Here is a 17,063-nt window from a genome sequence, read left to right on the forward strand (position 1 = left end):
GATTGCGCGTCTTGATTCGGTGAGAGGAGCCTCTGCTACGGGCTTCGCAGCATGGTTCTCCGTAAAAGGCGCGGTCGTGGCTGTTGCCTACGCGAACGGCCTGCATCTCTATAGGACGGATGAGCCGGACAAATCCCGAAAGACGATATGAAAGTAAATGTTTCGCACTTCCGCCCAGACGCCACCACCCCCCCTGTGGGAGCGGGCTTGCTCGCGAATGCGGTGGTTCATTCAATAAGGATGTCGACTGAGAGGACGCTTTCGCGAGCAAGCCCGCTCCTACAGGGGGTGTTTGGTGATCAGCCGATCAAACACGATTCATGAATGCCGCACTCACTGTCAGGCAATTGATGGCCGGTCGGCGCTCCCTATGATGGAGAGCACCGGATTTCCCTGAGTGAGCACCCTGATGAACCCCAGAACCCTCTACGACAAACACATCGATTCGCACACCGTGTGCCGCCTCGACGACCAAGGCCATGTGCTGCTGTATATCGACCGTCAGGTGATCAACGAATACACCAGTCCACAGGCATTCAGTGGTCTGCGCGCTGCCGGGCGCAAGGTCTGGCGGCCGGCCACGGCGCTGGCGGTGGTCGATCATGTCAATCCGACCACCCCCAAACGGGTGGCGGCGATGCCTGATGCGGGCGGTGCGCGGCAGGTGTCGTATCTGGCGGAAAACTGCCGGGACTTCGACATCGAACTGCTGGATATTCTCGACAAGCGCCAAGGCATCGAGCATGTGATCGCCCCGGAGCAGGGTTTCATCCTGCCGGGCATGGTCATCGCCGCCGGCGACAGCCACACCACCACGTACGGTGCGCTGGGGGCGTTCGGGTTTGGCATCGGCACCTCGGAGATCGAGCATCTGCTGGCCTCGCAGACGCTGGTCTACAAACGCCTGAAAAGTATGCGCGTGACGGTGGATGGCGAACTGGCGCCGGGGCTGACCTCCAAGGACGTGATCATGGCGCTGATCGGCAGGATCGGTGCGTCGGGGGCCACGGGTTATGCGATCGAGTTCTCGGGTTCGACCATTGATGCGCTGAGCGTCGAAGCGCGGATGACCATTTGCAACATGGCGGTCGAGGCGGGCGCGCGCGGCGCGTTCATGGCGCCGGACGAAAAAGTCTTTGCTTATCTCAACGGTAAACCGCGCGCGCCACAAGGCGAGCTCTGGGCGCGCGGCGTGGAAAAATGGCGTGAATTGCGCAGCGATTCCGGCGCCGTGTTCGACCGCGAAGTGTACCTCGACGCCAGTCTGCTGGAGCCGATGGTCACTTGGGGCACCAGCCCCGATCAGGCGGCGGCGATTGGCGCACGGGTGCCGGACCCGCAGACCGTCGATGATCCGATCCTGCGACAGGACATGCGCCGCGCCCTTCAATACATGGGCCTGGAGGCGGGGATGGCGCTGCGCGATATCGTCATCAGTCACGCTTTTATCGGCTCCTGCACCAACGCGCGGATCGAAGATTTACGTGACGCCGCCAGCGTCGTGCACGGGCGGCGGGTGGCCGGGCATGTGCGGGCGATGATCGTGCCCGGCTCCAGTGAGGTCCGCGCCCAGGCCGAAGCCGAAGGGCTGGCGCAGATCTTCATTGATGCCGGGTTTGAATGGCGCCAGTCCGGCTGTTCGATGTGCCTGGCGATGAACGATGACGTGCTGGCCCCCGGTGACCGCTGCGCCTCCAGCACCAACCGCAATTTCGAAGGCCGGCAGGGCGCGGGGGCGCGCACGCACCTGATGAGCCCGGCCATGGTCGCCGCTGCGGCGATCAACGGCCACCTGACTGACATCCGCCACTTCGGAGAACGCCCATGAGCCTGCAACCCTTTACTCAGGTCAGCGGTCAGGCTGCGCCAATGCTCGCGGCCAACGTCGACACCGACGTGATCATGCCCAAGCAGTTTCTCAAGGGTATCGACCGTCAGGGTCTGGATCGTGGGCTGTTTTTCGATCTGCGTTTTCTTGCCGACGGTACGCCCAACCCTGAATTCGTGTTGAACCAGCCGGCCTGGCAGGGCGCGAATTTTCTGGTGGTCGGGGCGAATTTCGGCTGCGGTTCCAGTCGCGAACATGCGGTGTGGGGGTTGCAGCAGATGGGCATTCGCGCGCTGATCGGCAGCAGTTTTGCCGGGATCTTCTACGACAACTGCCAGCGCAACGGCGTGTTGCTGATTACTCTGGATGAGGCTCAAGTGCAGCGCATTGGCCGACTGGTGAGCCAGCCTGACACGGCGCAGATCAATGTCGATCTAGAGGCGCAGCAGATTCGACTGGCGGACGGTGAAGTCATCGATTTCCAGATTGATGGCTTGCGCAAGACTGCGCTGTTGCTGGGGCTGGATGCGATTGGCAGTACCTTGCAGCGGCGTGAGCAGATCGAGGCGTTCGAGCGCGAACACCTGGCCGCCAACCCGTGGCTGAGCTAACACCCAACTAGCCCTCTGTAGGAGTGAGCCTGCTCGCGATGGCGGTCATTCAGTCAATGATGATGTCGACTGACACGGCGCCATCGCGAGCAGGCTCACTCCTACAAAGGGTTTTGTGGTGTTTGGGCTAGAGAGAAAGATCCTTGAAATGCCCCTGCAAAAACTCCACACACGCCCGCAGCTTGCCGGAGTTGGCCAGCCGCGTCGGGTACACCGCCCAGACATTGGCGCTCTGGCTGTAATCGGTCAGCACCGGCAACAGTCGGCCCTGCTCCAGCAACGGTTTCACATCCCACAATGAACGCAGCAACACGCCGCGGCCGTCGAGCGCCCATTGCAGGACAATCTCGCCGTGGTTGGAAGACAACGGCCCACTGACCCGCACACTTTCCTGCGTGCCGTTGCGGTCCAGATTCCAGACGCCGAAGGCGTTGTCGCGCTCCTTGATCACCAGGCAGTCGTGTTGTTGCAGATCGTCCAGAGTCTGCGGGGTGCCTCGGCGCTCAAGGTATTCGGGGGCGGCGCACAGCACACGGCGGTTGCTCACCAGTTGCCGGCCGATGTGCTGGCCGGGCAGGTCGTCGCCGACGCGGATTTCCAGATCGAAACCCTCGTTGACGATGTCCACTGCGCGGTCGAACAGGTCCAGACGAATCTGCAATTGCGGGTGCCGTTCGGCCAGCCGCGAAACCGCAGGCGCCACATGGTTGCGACCGAAGCCGAAACTGCTGCAGATGTGCAAACGCCCGCGCGGGCTGTCGTGGGCGTCGGCGAGGTCGTCGTGCAGTTGCTGGAAATCATCGAGGATGCGCAAGGCCCAGCGCTGTACCCGCTCGCCGTCCTCGGTCAGCGACACCCGACGACTGGTGCGGTGCAGCAGGCGGGTGCCGAGGGTCGATTCGAGAATCTGGATGCGTTTGCTGACGTAGGCCGGGGACAGCCCCAACTCATCGGCGGCAGCGGCGAAACCGTTCTTGCGGATCACGGTCAGCAGCACGCGCAAGTCTTCGGGCAGGGGCACGGTGTCTTTGTTCTGGGACATGTGGGAGCGAGCACTGGCGGCACAAGCCGCCAGCATAGCATCGGCCAGGAACGGCTCGGTTCAGCGCAGGAAATCCAGCGCCTCGGCGAGCAGCAGTTCCGGCACTTCTTCCGCCAGATAATGCCCGCCCGGCAGCGCCTTGCCGCTGACCCTGGTTGCCACTTGCTGCCATTCCTTGAGCGGGTCGAAACAGCGCCCGACCGTGCCTTCCGCGCCCCACAATACGCGTAGCGGCAGTTCAAGCTGATTGCCGGCGGCGATGTCGGCACGATCATGTTCCAGATCGATGGCGGCGCTGGCGCGGTAGTCCTCGCAGATGCCCCGGGCGCTGCCGGGACGTTGCAGACAGCGCAGGTATTCGCCGAACGCTGGCTCGGTGAACGGCGTGAGCCCGGCGCTGCGGCTGCCCATCACACTGCGCAGATAGGCTTCGGGATCGGCCTCGATCAGGGTTTCCGGCAACGGCGCCGGACGGATCAGGAAGAACCAGTGCCAATAGGCGCGGGCGAACGCTTCGTTGGTCTGCGTGTACATCGCCAGAGTCGGGGCGATGTCCAACAGCAGCATCCGTTGCACCGCAGCGCGGTGGTCGAGGGCCAGGCGATGGGCGACCCGGGCGCCACGGTCGTGGGCCAGAATCGAAAACTGTTCGAACCCCAGCGCCTGCATCAACGCGACGTTATCTCGGGCCATTTCGCGTTTTGAATAGTTGCGGTGTTGTTCATCGGCAGCCGGTCGGGCGCTGTCGCCATAACCGCGCAGGTCGGCGGCGACCACGGTGAAATGCTCGGCCAGTTGTTCCGCGATCTTGTGCCAGATCACGTGGGTCTGCGGATGCCCGTGCAACAGCAACAGCCCCGGGCCGCTGCCGCCGAGGCGGTAGGCGATGTCGACGCCGTTGACGTGGCGCTGGTCTTTGACGAATCCGGCAAACATCGGGCTGATCCTTGTTCAGGTGCGGGTGGGATGCATCCTGGAAGTGTTCGGCATTCGGGGCAAGGGTTGAAGCGTGGTGTGGTGGTTCATGAAGTGTGATGTGTCCGCACTGGCCTCATCGCGAGCAGGCTCACTCCTACAGTTGAAACGCGTTCCAATTGTAGGAGTGAGCCTGCTCGCGATAGGGCCAGCCCAAACCCTGAAAATCTCAACCCTGACTGAACATCGCCATCGCCCGCTGCTTGATCTGCTCTTCCGTCAGATCCTCCTTGCGCGTGGCGAGAAACCACACGTGCCCATACGGATCCTTCAGCGTGCCGCTGCGATCACCATAAAACTGATCCTTGACCTCGGACACCGCACTCGCCCCGGCATCCAGCGCTCGCTGGAAGGACTTGTCGACATCGGTGACATACAGATGCAGACCGACCGACACCGCATTGTCCGGGCCGCTCAACGGTCCTTGATCGCACGGTGTACCAAGCATGATCGCGCTGTCGCCAATGCGTAGTTCGGCGTGGCCGATGCGCCCGTCGGGCATGTCCAGGCGCATGACTTGGGTCGCGCCAAAGGCTTTCTTGTAGAACTCGATGGCCTCGGCGGCCTTGAGGATGCCGAGGTACGGGGTAATGCTGTGATACCCCTCGGGAATGGGTTTGACGCTCATGACGTTCTCCCTGTTCTTTGTTTTCGGGGTGGAACTCCACCGGATTTGTGGAGGATTCACTATAGAACTGTCTGCGCGGCCAGCATTTTTCCCCGACGAGCCGTCAGTCCGGAAAATGCGCCCCCGGCCCCTGCTCACCGAGCACATCGCCCTGGTTGCGCAACGGGCAGGCCTCCATCGACAGGCAACCGCAACCGATGCAACCGGTGAGCCGGTCGCGCAACAACGTCAATTGATTGATTCGCTCGTCCAGCTCGCGCCGCCATTGTTCGGACAGGACTTTCCAGTCCGCCGCCGTCGGGGCACGGTCGTCCGGGAGGATTTTCAGTGCCTCGCCGATTTCCGCCAGCGGAATGCCCAGGCGTTGCGCGACCTTGATCAACGCCACCCGACGCAAGACTTCCCGTGGATAGCGCCGCTGATTGCCGGCATTGCGCTGGCTCTTGATCAGGCCTTTCGATTCATAAAAGTGCAGGGCAGTGACCGCGACACCGCTGCGCGCTGCGACTTCGCCCACGGTGAGTTGCTTGTGCAGGTTTTCCTTGGTGATCATTTTGCAAAATGACTCTTGACCTTGACTTAACTAGAGGTTTTACCCTGCAGGCCTTCGAGTCGCAAGACTCGTCTTACGATGAGTGGGGACTTCTCATGCAAACTTCAGTGAAAAATCGCAGTTTTACCCAGTTGATCGAATTCGAGATCGAGCCGCGCCAGCAACCGGCATTGGTCTCGGCGCTGTCGCAGCAGAGCGAACATCTGGCGCAGCGCTACGCAGGCTTCGTCAGCGCCAGCGTCCAGGTCAGCGACGACGGTCGGCGGGTGCTGAGCTTGCTGCAATGGCAGAGCCGTGAGGCAGGAGAGGCGGCGTTCTGTCGCTATGAAAGCGGCGAGCAGGATTTCTGGCAGCTGATCCGCGCCCATCAGGCGAAAACCGTGACCTTCAATTCATTTCAGGTGTTGAGCAGCATCGCCCGCAGTCATGACGATGCGCTGCACTGCAATCTGGTGGGCTAGATCGACAACTGAATCAGGCGTTCACCGTGCAGGTTCTCCGTGAGTCGCCGCTTGTTCACCGCCAGTTCGCCGATCTTGATCAATCGCGTGCGGGTGACGTTGCGGCTCAGACCGAGCAGCGCGGCGGTATGTACCTGGTTGTAATGGCAGAAGCGATAGGCGGCGCGCAGCAGGGCGTCTTCGACTTTTTCGTGGAGGGCGCCGGCCTGTTGTTCGAAGAGCTTTTGAAAGGCCCGCTCCAGCAACGCTTCCGGTGAGTCGTCGGCGTTCGACTGCTGATCGTCCGGGCGCTCGATGCGCAGGTTCGACAGGCGCAAATCGTCGCGCTCGATCACGCCGTTGCGGCAGATCAGCAGGGTGTGATGGATGACGTTTTCCAGTTCGCGGATGTTGCCCGGCCAACTGTAGCTGCGCAGTTTCTGTTCGGCGCCGGGGCTGATGCTGACCCGTCCGTAACCCAGGCGCTGGCTGTAGGCCTCGATGAAATGCCGGGTCAGCGGCAGGATGTCACCGGGCCGCTCGCGCAACGGACTGAGTTCCAGATTGACCACGTTCAATCGGTAGAACAGGTCTTCGCGGAAGTTGCCGGCATTGATCGCTTTCTCCAGTTGCACGTTGGTCGCGGCCAGCACGCGCACATCGATCGGAATGCTTTTGCGCGAACCGAGGCGTACCACTTCGCGCTCCTGCAACACCCGCAGCAACTTGACCTGAATCGCCATCGGCAAATCGCCGATTTCGTCGAGGAACAAGGTGCCGCCATCCGCCTCTTCGAACCACCCGGCCTTGGCGCTGAGGGCGCCAGTGAAGGCGCCTTTTTCATGGCCGAACAGCTCGGCTTCCACCAGCGATTCGGAGAACGCACCGCAGTTGACCGCGACAAACGGCCGATGCCGGCGGTGGCTCAGATTGTGGATATGCCGCGCCACCAGCTCCTTGCCGGTGCCGGTCTCGCCAATGATCAGCACGCTGGCTTCGCTCGGCGCGACCTGTTGCAGATGCGCGAGCAGGGCCTGGGACTTGGGGTCTTCGAAGACCTGCGCGGTGGCGCGGATCGACGTCGCCAGAGCGGGTGAGGGCGGAAGGGTCAGCAGTTGCATGGGACTCGCTCCATTAAAGGCAAGATCAGGAATAGAACGTCGGCACCGGCAGCGCCTGATTCAGCGCCCAGTCGCCCAGCTCATGAAGTTTGTAATCGAGCGGGTCGTGCAGGGTCTGCGTGCGCAGGTTGCGCCAGTGCCGGTCGAGGCGCAGCGAGGCGTGGGTCGAACGCGCGCCAGTGACTTCGAACAAGCGGCTGCAAATCTCCAGCCCCTGACGACTGGCGGCGACCTTGGCGGTGGCAATCGCCGTGGCCAGATGTCCACGTTCCTCTGCGGTCAGGTTCGGGCCTTTGGCCCAGGCCTCGTCGAGCAGCGCGGCGGCCCGTTCGACCAGCAGGCGAATGCCTTCCAGCGCGACCCAGAACTCGCCGTAATGCGCGAGCACGTACGGGTCTTCACGCACATTGCGGGCTACGGATTTGTGCCAGAGACGGGTTTCGCTCAGGGTGTATTGCCGGGCTTCTTCAAAGGCACCTTCGGCGATCCCGATAAACATATGGGTGAAGGTCAATTGCGCAATCAGCGGACGCAGGCAGGCGAACGGTGTGCTCAACGGGCCGGGATCAAGCAGCAGCTCGGATTCTTCGACCCGCACCCGTTCGAACGTGGCGCTGCCGCTGTCAGTCTGGCGCTGGCCGATGTTGTTCCAGTCGTCGTGCAGGGTGATGCCGCTGCGACCGCTGGGGATCGCCGCGATCAGCAATTTGCCGCCGGCACTTTCGTCGACGGCCGAGGCGATCAGCATCTGTGAGTCGCTGGCGCCGGAACAGAAGCTTTTCTTCCCGGAAAACTCGCGCCAACCGCCGAAATCCTTGACCACGGTGCGGGTGTCGAGCGGGTTGAGGGCGTTGCCCCAGAACCAGTTCTGTCGCGCGGTCTGTTCGAACCACGGCTGCCATTGTTCGGGCCGCGAGAACAGACGCACGGTGGCGAGCATCAGGTGATGAAAGCCGAAGACGTGGGCGATGGAACTGTCGACCTTGGCGAACTCGCGCACGATCTGCAGGGTTTCGCTCCATGTCGCGCCGAGCCCGCCGTAGCGGGTGGGAATGCTCAGGGCCAGCAGGCCGCTGTCGCGCAGGGCATCGCGTTCGGCCTTCGGCGTGCCGCCGCGCTCGTCACGCTCGACGGCGGTGAGGGCGAATTCAGCGGCCAGCTGGCGAGCAGTCTGCAGCGGGGAGAGCAGGGTGCTTTGTGGTTTGGCGGTCACACGGTGTTCCTCAAAATCGATGCAATCCTCTGTAGGAGTGAGCCTGCTCGCGATGTGGTCAGCACAGTCGACATCACCGTCGCAGATACACCGCTTTCGCGGGCAGGCTCACTCCTACAATGGGCGTTTTCAGGCCTTGGCTTGGCCGGGCAACACATCGTTGGCAATCATTTCGCCAAACGGCCCGGTGAGATTGGTCACGCCGCGTCCGGCCAGACTTGCGTACGGCTCGGGCAACAGCGGGAACACCAGTTCGGCAAACCGGTACGCTTCTTCCAGATGCGGATAACCGGAGAAGATAAAACTCTCGATACCGAGGTCGGCGTACTCCTTGATCCGCGCGGCCACTTGCTGCGGATCGCCCACCAGCGCCGTACCGGCACCGCCGCGTACCAGACCAACGCCGGCCCACAGATTGGGGGCGATTTCCAGGTTGTCGCGACGACCATCGTGCAACGCCGCCATGCGCCGCTGACCTTCGGAATCGAAGCGCGAGAAGGACTTCTGTGCCGCCTCGATGGTCTCGTCGCTGATGTGTTCGATCAATTTGTCCGCAGCCTTCCACGCCTCTTCGGCGGTCTCGCGAACAATCACGTGCAGGCGAATACCGAACTTCACCTTGCGCCCGTGGCGTGCTGCACGCTCGCGCACATCGGCGAGTTTTTCGGCGACGGCGGAGGGTGGTTCGCCCCAGGTCAGGTATACGTCCACCTGCTCGGCGGCCAGGTCGTGCGCCGCGTCGGACGAGCCGCCGAAATACAGCGGCGGATAGGGTTTCTGCACTGGCGGATAGAGGGCCTTGGCGTTCTGTACTTTCAGGTGCTTGCCTTCGAAATCCACTGATTCGCCCTGCAGCACGCGGCGCCAGATCTTGAGGAATTCGTCGGTGACTTCGTAGCGTTCGCTGTGACTGAGGAAGCTGCCGTCGCCACGGTTTTCGTCAGGATCGCCGCCGGTCACCACGTTGATCAGCAGACGACCGTTGGACAGTCGATCGAGTGTCGCCGCCATACGTGCCGAAACGGTTGGCGAAATGATTCCCGGACGGATCGCCACCAGATAACGCAGACGTTCGGTCAACGGTACCAGCGCCGAAGCGATCACCCACGAGTCTTCGCAGGAGCGCCCGGTAGGAATCAGCACGCCGTGATAGCCGAGGCTGTCGGCGGCTTGCGCCACTTGTTTCAGATAATTCAGGGTGACCGGGCGCGCGCCTTGGGTGGTGCCCAGGTAATGGCCGTCGCCGTGGGTCGGCAGGAACCAGAAAACATCCATGAGCAGCTCCTTAAGCGATTTTCAGCAACGGTTTGATTTGCGTACCGAACAGTGGCGCGGCGCGTTCGGCAGCCAGGCGAATCCGCGCTTTCAGCGGTTCGCTGGTGATCTGGTAATCGGCGAAGTCGGCCTCGGTGGCGTACACGCCAATGGGCAGGGTCACGGCCTGGAAGAAACTGAACAGCGGACGCAACTGGTGATCGAGCACCAGCGCATGGCGCTCGCTGCCACCGGTGGCGGCGAGCAGCACCGGGGTGTCGATCAGCGCGTTGAGGTCGATCAGATCGAACAAATGCTTGAGCAGGCCCGGATAGGAGCCGCGATACACCGGCGCGGCAACGATCAGCAGATCGGCCTGTTCAATGGCTTGCAGTTCGGCCTCGACCTCGGCGCTCAGCTCCTGACGCGACAGAGCGCTGCCCAGTGGGCGGGCGATATCGCCGAGCTCGATCAGATGACTCTCGACCGGCAAGTGCCCAGCCAACTCGGCCAACAGCGCCTGGGTCAGCACCAGAGTGCGCGATGGACGCCAGGTGCCGCCGGAGAGAGCGACGACTTTCAGGGGACGCGACATGATGAGTTCCTTTTTATCAACAGTTGCTCAGCGAGCAGTGAGTAAGTGCCAAGGCTTGAGCAAGCGCTGTACCAATTCCTGAGAGGCCCGGATTACCTGGGCTTGAGCGTTCTGGCGGGAGTCGGTTGTGCAGATATCAGGCGGGTTTGTTGATCTGCTGTTGCCTGGGCAACAGTTGCTGGAGCAACAGTTGTTCGCCGCGTGCAGGGATTTATAGCGGCTGCTGGTTATTCCGTAAAAGAACGTTAATCGATATTTATAGATCGTTAGGAGATATGAGAGCGTTAAAGCTGAAATCCTGATAGCCACTATTGAGAGCGTTGATTTTTGCCCGCACGGGCGCGGGCGTAGCCTTTGTCCATCGACTACCACCGCTCGCCAGGACGCTCCCCATGAATCGTTTACTGACTGTTTCGCTGCTGCTTGCTGTCTCCGTACTTGCCGGTTGCGCGACCCACGTTGCCCCCGAACAACGGCCATACACTGCCGAAGAAACCCGCGAACTGGCGATGGAAGCGCTGAACCGCAGCGGCTTGTCCTTCGACGAATATCACGCGAAGAAAGCGGCACTGCTGGGCGAATCGCAATTCGACAAGAAAGCTGAAATGAGCGCCGGACGTGCGATACAGCTGCACGGTCGTCCAAGTTAATCGAAAACTGTACTGCTCGTATTTTCGCGTAACTGTCCGTGGGTTTGCGGGCTGCCGTGCGATAGGGTCAACACCTGAATGACCCCCGACGGATTGCTCCCATGACCCTCTCGCTTGATCTGCTGTTGGGCTTTGCCCTGTTTGCCCTTGTCACCTCGATTACACCGGGGCCGAACAACACCATGTTGCTGGCATCGGGCGTGAACTTCGGCTTCAACCGCACCATTCCTCACATGCTCGGCATCACCTGCGGTTTCTTCGTATTGGTGGTCGCAGTGGGCTTTGGCCTCGGCGCGGTGTTCCAGACTTACCCGATTCTTTACACGGTGCTGCGCTATCTCGGTGCCGCGTATCTGTTGTACCTGGCGTGGAAAATCGCCCATTCGGGCCCGGTAGGCGAGGGCGTCGAAGGTGAGGCCAAGCCGATCAGCTATCTCGGTGCCGCCGCGTTTCAATGGGTCAATCCCAAGGCCTGGATCATGGCCATCGGTGCCATCAGCACGTACACGCCGATGCAGGGTTATTTCACCAACGTGGTGGTCATCGCCGCCGTGTTCGCCATCATCAACCTGCCCAGCGTCGGCGTCTGGGCGGCGTGCGGCACGCTGCTGCGCAATGTGCTGAAGGACCCGCGCTGGTTGCGCGTGTTCAACTGGGGCATGGCGGCGCTGTTGGTGATTTCGCTGTACCCGCTGCTTCTCGAAAGCTTTCACTGACGCATTGCTTCAACCGCCGGCCCGATGCCTGTTAAGCTCGACTTCAGGAGCGTTCCTACGCACTTTTAAATGAAGTTGTTCTTCTTTAACGGCATCCGATCAGGTATTGATGACGGTCTCGAACCCAGGCGCAGCTCACAAGGCTGCGCTGTGCCGTTTGCAGACACGAGCCTCCTGATCCCGGAACACGCTCTGCGAGTCTTTTATGAATAAACGTCCGTTGTATTTCGATTACGCCGCCACCACCCCGGTGGACGAGCGGGTCATCCAGGTGATGATCGACTGTCTGGGTTTTCACGGTAACTTCGGCAACCCGGCTTCCAGCTCCCACGCCTTCGGCCAGCAGGCCCGGCAAACGGTCGAGCAGGCCCGTCGGCAAGTCGCCGAACTGGTCGGTGCCGAGGCTGCGCAGATCGTCTGGACCTCCGGCGCCACCGAATCCAACAACCTCGCCCTCAAGGGTGTGGCCCAGGCGCGCGGCGTTGCCGGTGGCCACATCATTACCAGTCAGATCGAACACAAAGCCATTCTCGATACCGCCCGGCAATTGCAGGATGCCGGCGTCGCGGTGACCTATCTGGTGCCGGACGCCGAAGGTCTGATCACCCCGCAGGCGGTCAGCGAAGCAATGCGCGACGACACCTTTCTGGTGTCGTTGATGCTGGTCAACAACGAACTCGGCACGCTCAACGATATTCCGGCCATCGGTGAAGTGGTGCGCGGCCGTGGGGCGTTGTTCCATGTCGATGCCGCTCAGGGCGCCGGCAAAGTGGCGATTGATCTGCAGCAGTGGCCGGTGGACCTGATGTCGTTTTCCGCGCACAAGCTTTACGGCCCCAAAGGCATCGGCGCGTTGTATGTCGGCCTGCGCGCGCAACAGCGTTTGCAGGCGCAGATTCATGGCGGCGGCCACGAAGGCGGGCTGCGCTCCGGGACTCTGGCGACGCATCAGATCGCCGGCATGGGCGCGGCATTCGCCTTGGCGGCTGCCGAATTCGATGCCGAGAAAAAGTCCATCGTGGCGCTGCGTGAGCGGTTGCTTGAACAGTTGCTGAGCCTGCCGGGCGTGCGCCTCAACGGCAGCGCCAGCCAGCGCATCGCGCATACCTTGAGCCTGACCTTCAGCGAAGGTGAGTTCAACAGTGCAGCCTTGAGCCATTCGATCGCTTTTTCCGCGACCTCGGCCTGTAATTCGGCGAGCAACACACCCTCTCACGTGTTGCTGGCGCTGGGGCACGACGCACGGCTGGCCGGTCGCACGATTCGCCTGAGCCTTGGCCGCTTCACCACCGCCGACGATATCGATCAGGCGGCAGAACTGATCAAAAGCGCCTGCGCCAGTGCTCCGGCATTCTGGGCGACAGGGCTTTAACCAGCCGTTTGCACGGCTACGAACAATAACGATGAAGTGATTGGCAGGAGACATGATGAGTACCCAGACTTTGACCGAAGGAACGGTTCCCCAGCGCCTGGCGCACACCCGTGAACTGATGCGCCGCGAAGGCATTCATGCGTTGCTGGTGCCATCGGCCGACCCGCATCTGTCGGAGTACCTGCCGGGCTACTGGCAGGGGCGGCAATGGCTGTCGGGCTTCCATGGTTCGGTCGGCACTTTGATCGTGACTGCTGAATTCGCCGGGGTCTGGGCCGACAGTCGCTATTGGGAACAGGCGACCAAGGAACTCAAGGGCAGCGGCATCGAACTGGTCAAGCTGCAACCGGGGCAGCCGAGCCCGCTGGACTGGCTGGCCGAGCAGACCCCGGAAGGTGGCGTAGTCGCGGTCGACGGTGCGGTGATGGCTGTCGCTTCGGCGCGCACCCTGAGCAGCAAGCTTGAAGCCCGCGGCGCGCGTCTGCGTACTGACATCGACTTGCTGAATGAAGTCTGGGCGGATCGCCCGAGCCTGCCGAACGCGCCGATCTATCAACATCTGCCACCGCAAGCGACGGTCAGCCGTGGCGAAAAACTCGCCAAACTGCGCGAGACCCTGCAGGAACGTGGCGCCGATTGGCACTTCATCGCCACCCTCGATGACATCGCCTGGCTGTTCAACCTGCGTGGCGGCGACGTGTCGTTCAACCCGGTGTTTGTTTCTTTTGCGTTGATCAATCAACAGCAAGCAACACTGTTCGTGGCCTTGAGCAAAGTCGATGCCGAGCTGCGTGCGGTGCTGGAGCGGGACGGCGTGACCCTGCGCGATTACCGTGAAGTCGCCGACGCCTTGCGCGCTGTACCGAGCGGCGCGAGCCTGCTGGTGGACCCGGCGCGGGTGACCAGCGGTTTGCTGAATAACCTGGACAGTGCGGTGAAACTGATCGAAGGCTTGAACCCGACCACCCTCGCCAAATCGCAAAAAAGCGAGGCCGATGCGCAGCACATCCGCAAGGCCATGGAGCAGGATGGCGCGGCGCTGTGCGAATTCTTTGCCTGGCTGGAATCGGCCTGGGGCCGCGAGCGCATCACCGAACTGACCATCGATGAAAAGCTCACCGCTGCCCGTGAGCGCCGTCCGGATTACGTGTCGCTGAGTTTCAATACGATTGCCGCGTTCAATGCCAATGGTGCAATGCCGCACTACCATGCTACCGAAGAAGAACACGCGGTGATCGAGGGCGACGGTTTGCTGCTGATCGACTCGGGCGGCCAGTACTTGGGTGGCACCACCGACATCACTCGAATGGTGCCGGTGGGTACGCCGACGGCTGAGCAGAAGCGTGACTGCACTCGCGTGCTCAAGGGCGTGATCGCTCTGTCTCGAGCGCAATTCCCGAAAGGCATTCTGTCGCCGTTGCTCGATGCCATCGCGCGTGCGCCGATCTGGGCGGAAAGCGTGGATTACGGTCACGGCACCGGTCATGGGGTCGGCTATTTCCTCAACGTGCACGAAGGCCCGCAGGTGATCGCCTATCAGGCAGCACCGGCACCGCAAACGGCGATGCAACCGGGGATGATCACCTCGATTGAGCCGGGCACCTATCGTCCGGGTCGTTGGGGCGTGCGGATCGAGAACCTGGCAATGAACCGCGAGGCGGGAAGCAGCGAGTTCGGCGAGTTCCTCAAGTTTGAAACGCTGACCCTGTGCCCGATCGACACGCGTTGCCTGGAGCCATCCTTGCTGACGCAGGAAGAGAAGCAGTGGTTCAACGCCTACCATGCCGAAGTGCGTGAGCGACTGAGTCCATTGCTTGAGGGGGCCGCGCTGGAGTGGCTGAACACGCGCACAGCGGCGATCTGAATGGTTGAAGCTCAGGCGCTATTGGCAGCGCCTGAGTTCTGCTGCTGATTCAGGCTTGGCGCAGGGCTTCTTCGACGAAGTCGAGCCGGTCCTGTCCGAAGAACATCTGGTTGCCGATGAACATGCTCGGTGCACCAAACACGCCGCGTTTTACCGCTGTCTCCGTATTCTCCTTGAGTACAGCCTTGACCGACTCGTCGTTGGTCAGGGCCAGTACTTCATCGGGGGCGAAGCCGTGTTCGCTCAATACCGCAGCGACGGTGGCCGGCTCATCGAGAGGGCGCCCCTCCACCCACAGCGCCTTGAAAAGACAATCGATAAACGCCTGAAAGCGTTCTGGCTGGTGCAGTTGTATCCCGGTGACGGCACGCATCAATGTCAGCGTGTTGATCGGGAAGTGCGGATTGAACTTGAGCGGCACGTCATAACGTTTGGCGTAGCGATCCAGATCCTGAAACATGTAGCGGCCCTTTGCCGGAATCATTGCCGGTGAGGCGTTGCCGGTCGCCTTGAACACACCGCCCAGCAGCATCGGGATGTAGGTCAGCTGGCTGCCGGTCTCGGCACAGATCTTCGGCAACTGGGTGTAGGCCAGGTAGGTGGCAGGGCTGCCGAGGTCGAAATAGAACTCCACGGTTTTCGTCATCTTCGCTGCTCTCTGGTTATTGTTATGGAGGAGGGGCTTACCAGCGTTCGTTCCAGGGGCGCAGGTCCAGCTCGAATGTCCAGGCATCCCGTGGCTGACTGTGCAGGTACCAATAGTTTTCGGCGATATGTTCGGGGTTGAGAATGCCGTCCTGATCCTTGGTCGCGTACTTCTCGGGGAAACTGTTGCGGATGAAGTCGGTATCGATGGCGCCATCGACCACTACATGGGCGACATGGATGTTCATCGGGCCCAATTCCCGCGCCATGCTTTGCGCCAGTGCACGGATACCGTGTTTGGCGCCGGCAAATGCGGCAAATCCGGAAGCACCACGCAGCCCGGCGGTAGCGCCTGTGAACAGGAGGGTGCCGCGTTTGCGGGTGACCATGCGCTTGGCTACTTCGCGGGCATTGAGAAAACCCGAGAAACAGGCCATTTCCCAGATCTTGAAATACTTGCGTGCGGTTTCTTCAAGAATGCTGCAAGGCACGTTGGCGCCGATGTTGAAGACAAACGCTTCGATCGGGCCGAGGCGGGTTTCGATGTCTTCAATCAGGGCAATGACGTCTTCTTCCTTGCGCGCATCGCAGGCAAAACCGTGTGCTTCGCCACCCTCGGCCTGAATCGCGTCGACCAGCGGCTGCAATTTGTCGGCGCTGCGGCGGGTGACGCAAGCGACAAAACCCTCTTTGGCAAAACGCTTGGCAATCGCTCCGCCCGTGGCATCACCGGCACCAACCACTAACACGACCTTCTTGTTATTCATGGGTGAATCCCTTTAGTAAACGATCGTTAAGTGAACGAACGTTATGCTAGGATCCGGATAACGTCAAGGCGGTCGATAAAGAGGGCAAGTACATGCGGTATTCCGCTGGTCACAAGCTGGAAACCCGAGAAAAACTGCTGAACAGCAGCGCGCTGTCAGCCAAGCGTTCGGGCTTTTCGACTGTCGGGGTCGATGGTTTGATGAAGGCTATCGGCCTCAGTGGCGCTGCTTTCTATAGTCACTTCTCTTCGAAAGACGCGCTGTTCACGGCCATCGTCGAGCGCGAACTGTGTCAGAGCCTGGAGCGACTCGGAGGGCAGGGAGCACAGGATCGTGAGCGGCTGGAGCGCTGTCTCAAACAATACCTGAGCATGGCCCACGTAGAGCAGCCAGAATCGGGCTGCGCCTTGCCGACGCTGGGCGCGGAAATTGCCCGTTCAGATGATCAGGTTCGTGAGCAGGCAGAGTTGTGGATTTGTCGGCTGCAAGCCAGTTGGGCACAGATTCTGGAGAGCGACAGCCTGGCATGGGCGATTCTGTCGCAATGTGTCGGGGCACTGGTGGTAGCGAGGATGCTGGTGACACCGGACATTCAACGGACGGTATTGAAGTCCAGCCATGAGGAGATCGGGCGTCAGCTGGCTGCTCGACGAGGCGAGTAGCCAGAATGATTCATTTGCAGATGACGATCATGCTGCGGCTGGTATAGCCGGCCGGATTGAGACCGAATGGGTAGTCGCCTGGCTCTTCCACGGCGTCCCCTGATTTGGCGATGACTTTGTAGCCCTT

General features: G+C 61.3%; 19 protein-coding genes (1 of these 19 cut by a window edge). 8 read left to right on the top strand and 11 right to left on the bottom strand.

Translation table 11 applies throughout. The features are described from left to right. The first annotated feature begins 409 nt into the window (after positions 1-409). Together leuC and leuD are read left to right on the top strand one after the other, a co-directional pair. Positions 410-1,828, top strand: coding sequence for a 3-isopropylmalate dehydratase large subunit (gene leuC / locus JFU48_RS16555; protein ID WP_201136970.1), 1,419 nt, complete (start codon positions 410-412; stop codon positions 1,826-1,828). Then, complete coding sequence (gene leuD / locus JFU48_RS16560; RefSeq protein WP_201136971.1) at positions 1,825-2,439, top strand: 3-isopropylmalate dehydratase small subunit; 615 nt, start codon at positions 1,825-1,827, stop codon at positions 2,437-2,439. The genes leuC and leuD overlap by 4 nt, the downstream gene beginning before the upstream one ends. A 127-nt stretch (positions 2,440-2,566) precedes the next feature. On the opposite strand, the gene JFU48_RS16565 is transcribed toward leuD, so the two are convergent. From JFU48_RS16565 to soxR, 4 genes are all read right to left on the bottom strand, one after another. Then, positions 2,567-3,517 carry a LysR substrate-binding domain-containing protein gene (locus JFU48_RS16565; protein ID WP_201136972.1) on the bottom strand — a complete coding sequence of 317 codons (951 nt, stop codon included), beginning with the start codon at positions 3,515-3,517 and terminating at the stop codon, positions 2,567-2,569. 24 nt (positions 3,518-3,541) lie between these two features. Next, entirely contained in the window at positions 3,542-4,417 is an 876-nt protein-coding gene (locus JFU48_RS16570; protein WP_201136973.1) for an alpha/beta fold hydrolase, read from the bottom strand. Positions 4,418-4,625: 208 nt separating this feature from the next. Next, entirely contained in the window at positions 4,626-5,084 is a 459-nt protein-coding gene (locus JFU48_RS16575) for a VOC family protein (RefSeq protein ID WP_201136974.1), read from the bottom strand. Positions 5,085-5,187: 103 nt separating this feature from the next. Next, a complete protein-coding gene (soxR, locus tag JFU48_RS16580) occupies positions 5,188-5,637 on the bottom strand; it encodes a redox-sensitive transcriptional activator SoxR (RefSeq protein WP_003226652.1) in 450 nt (149 codons plus the stop codon). Positions 5,638-5,732: 95 nt separating this feature from the next. On the opposite strand from soxR, the gene JFU48_RS16585 reads away from it, so the two are divergent. Continuing rightward, positions 5,733-6,098 carry an antibiotic biosynthesis monooxygenase gene (locus JFU48_RS16585; RefSeq protein ID WP_103521913.1) on the top strand — a complete coding sequence of 122 codons (366 nt, stop codon included), beginning with the start codon at positions 5,733-5,735 and terminating at the stop codon, positions 6,096-6,098. Here the strand turns inward: JFU48_RS16585 and JFU48_RS16590 are convergent. The 4 genes from JFU48_RS16590 to msuE all read right to left on the bottom strand — a co-directional run bounded on the left by JFU48_RS16590 (position 6,095) and on the right by msuE (position 10,260). Continuing rightward, positions 6,095-7,198 carry a sigma-54 interaction domain-containing protein gene (locus JFU48_RS16590; protein ID WP_003226649.1) on the bottom strand — a complete coding sequence of 368 codons (1,104 nt, stop codon included), beginning with the start codon at positions 7,196-7,198 and terminating at the stop codon, positions 6,095-6,097. The two genes, JFU48_RS16585 and JFU48_RS16590, sit on opposite strands and share 4 nt — an antisense overlap. A gap of 25 nt (positions 7,199-7,223) precedes the next feature. Next, positions 7,224-8,411, bottom strand: a complete 1,188-nt coding sequence (locus JFU48_RS16595; RefSeq protein ID WP_201136975.1) for an acyl-CoA dehydrogenase family protein — start codon at positions 8,409-8,411, stop codon at positions 7,224-7,226. Between the two features lie 129 nt (positions 8,412-8,540). Further along, positions 8,541-9,686: an FMNH2-dependent alkanesulfonate monooxygenase gene (gene ssuD / locus JFU48_RS16600; RefSeq protein WP_103521915.1), complete on the bottom strand. Its 1,146-nt coding sequence runs from the start codon at positions 9,684-9,686 to the stop codon at positions 8,541-8,543. A gap of 10 nt (positions 9,687-9,696) precedes the next feature. After that, a complete protein-coding gene (gene msuE, locus JFU48_RS16605; protein WP_201136976.1) occupies positions 9,697-10,260 on the bottom strand; it encodes an FMN reductase in 564 nt (187 codons plus the stop codon). Between the two features lie 392 nt (positions 10,261-10,652). On the opposite strand from msuE, the gene JFU48_RS16610 reads away from it, so the two are divergent. The 4 genes from JFU48_RS16610 (at position 10,653) to JFU48_RS16625 (ending at position 14,862) form a co-directional block, all read left to right on the top strand. Further along, entirely contained in the window at positions 10,653-10,910 is a 258-nt protein-coding gene (locus JFU48_RS16610; protein ID WP_103486595.1) for a hypothetical protein, read from the top strand. A gap of 101 nt (positions 10,911-11,011) precedes the next feature. After that, entirely contained in the window at positions 11,012-11,626 is a 615-nt protein-coding gene (locus JFU48_RS16615; RefSeq protein WP_003226640.1) for a LysE family translocator, read from the top strand. 205 nt (positions 11,627-11,831) lie between these two features. Next, complete coding sequence (locus tag JFU48_RS16620; RefSeq protein WP_201136977.1) at positions 11,832-12,998, top strand: aminotransferase class V-fold PLP-dependent enzyme; 1,167 nt, start codon at positions 11,832-11,834, stop codon at positions 12,996-12,998. Positions 12,999-13,053: 55 nt separating this feature from the next. Continuing rightward, positions 13,054-14,862 carry an aminopeptidase P family protein gene (locus tag JFU48_RS16625; RefSeq protein ID WP_201136978.1) on the top strand — a complete coding sequence of 603 codons (1,809 nt, stop codon included), beginning with the start codon at positions 13,054-13,056 and terminating at the stop codon, positions 14,860-14,862. A 49-nt stretch (positions 14,863-14,911) separates the two neighbouring features. Here JFU48_RS16625 and JFU48_RS16630 read toward each other — a convergent pair whose 3' ends face one another. Together JFU48_RS16630 and JFU48_RS16635 are read right to left on the bottom strand one after the other, a co-directional pair. Beyond that, positions 14,912-15,508 (bottom strand): 2-hydroxychromene-2-carboxylate isomerase, encoded by a 597-nt coding sequence (locus JFU48_RS16630; protein ID WP_201136979.1) that lies wholly within the window; start codon positions 15,506-15,508, stop codon positions 14,912-14,914. A 37-nt stretch (positions 15,509-15,545) separates the two neighbouring features. Beyond that, the gene (locus JFU48_RS16635) at positions 15,546-16,274 is read right to left on the bottom strand and encodes an SDR family oxidoreductase (protein ID WP_003226636.1); all 729 of its coding nucleotides are present in this window, start codon (positions 16,272-16,274) and stop codon (positions 15,546-15,548) included. A 92-nt stretch (positions 16,275-16,366) separates the two neighbouring features. Here JFU48_RS16635 and JFU48_RS16640 point away from each other — a divergent pair, with 92 nt between their 5' ends. Further along, the gene (locus JFU48_RS16640) at positions 16,367-16,936 is read left to right on the top strand and encodes a TetR/AcrR family transcriptional regulator (protein WP_201136980.1); all 570 of its coding nucleotides are present in this window, start codon (positions 16,367-16,369) and stop codon (positions 16,934-16,936) included. Positions 16,937-16,946: 10 nt separating this feature from the next. Here the strand turns inward: JFU48_RS16640 and JFU48_RS16645 are convergent, their stop codons facing one another. Then, positions 16,947-17,063: the final stretch of a hypothetical protein gene (locus tag JFU48_RS16645; protein WP_103519757.1), read on the bottom strand. 165 nt of this gene lie beyond the right edge of the window; only the last 117 of its 282 coding nucleotides appear in the window; its start codon lies off the right edge, out of view — the gene reads right to left on this strand; it ends in the stop codon at positions 16,947-16,949.

This window comes from Pseudomonas sp. TH49, assembly GCF_016650625.1.
Taxonomy (GTDB): domain Bacteria; phylum Pseudomonadota; class Gammaproteobacteria; order Pseudomonadales; family Pseudomonadaceae; genus Aquipseudomonas; species Aquipseudomonas fluorescens_H.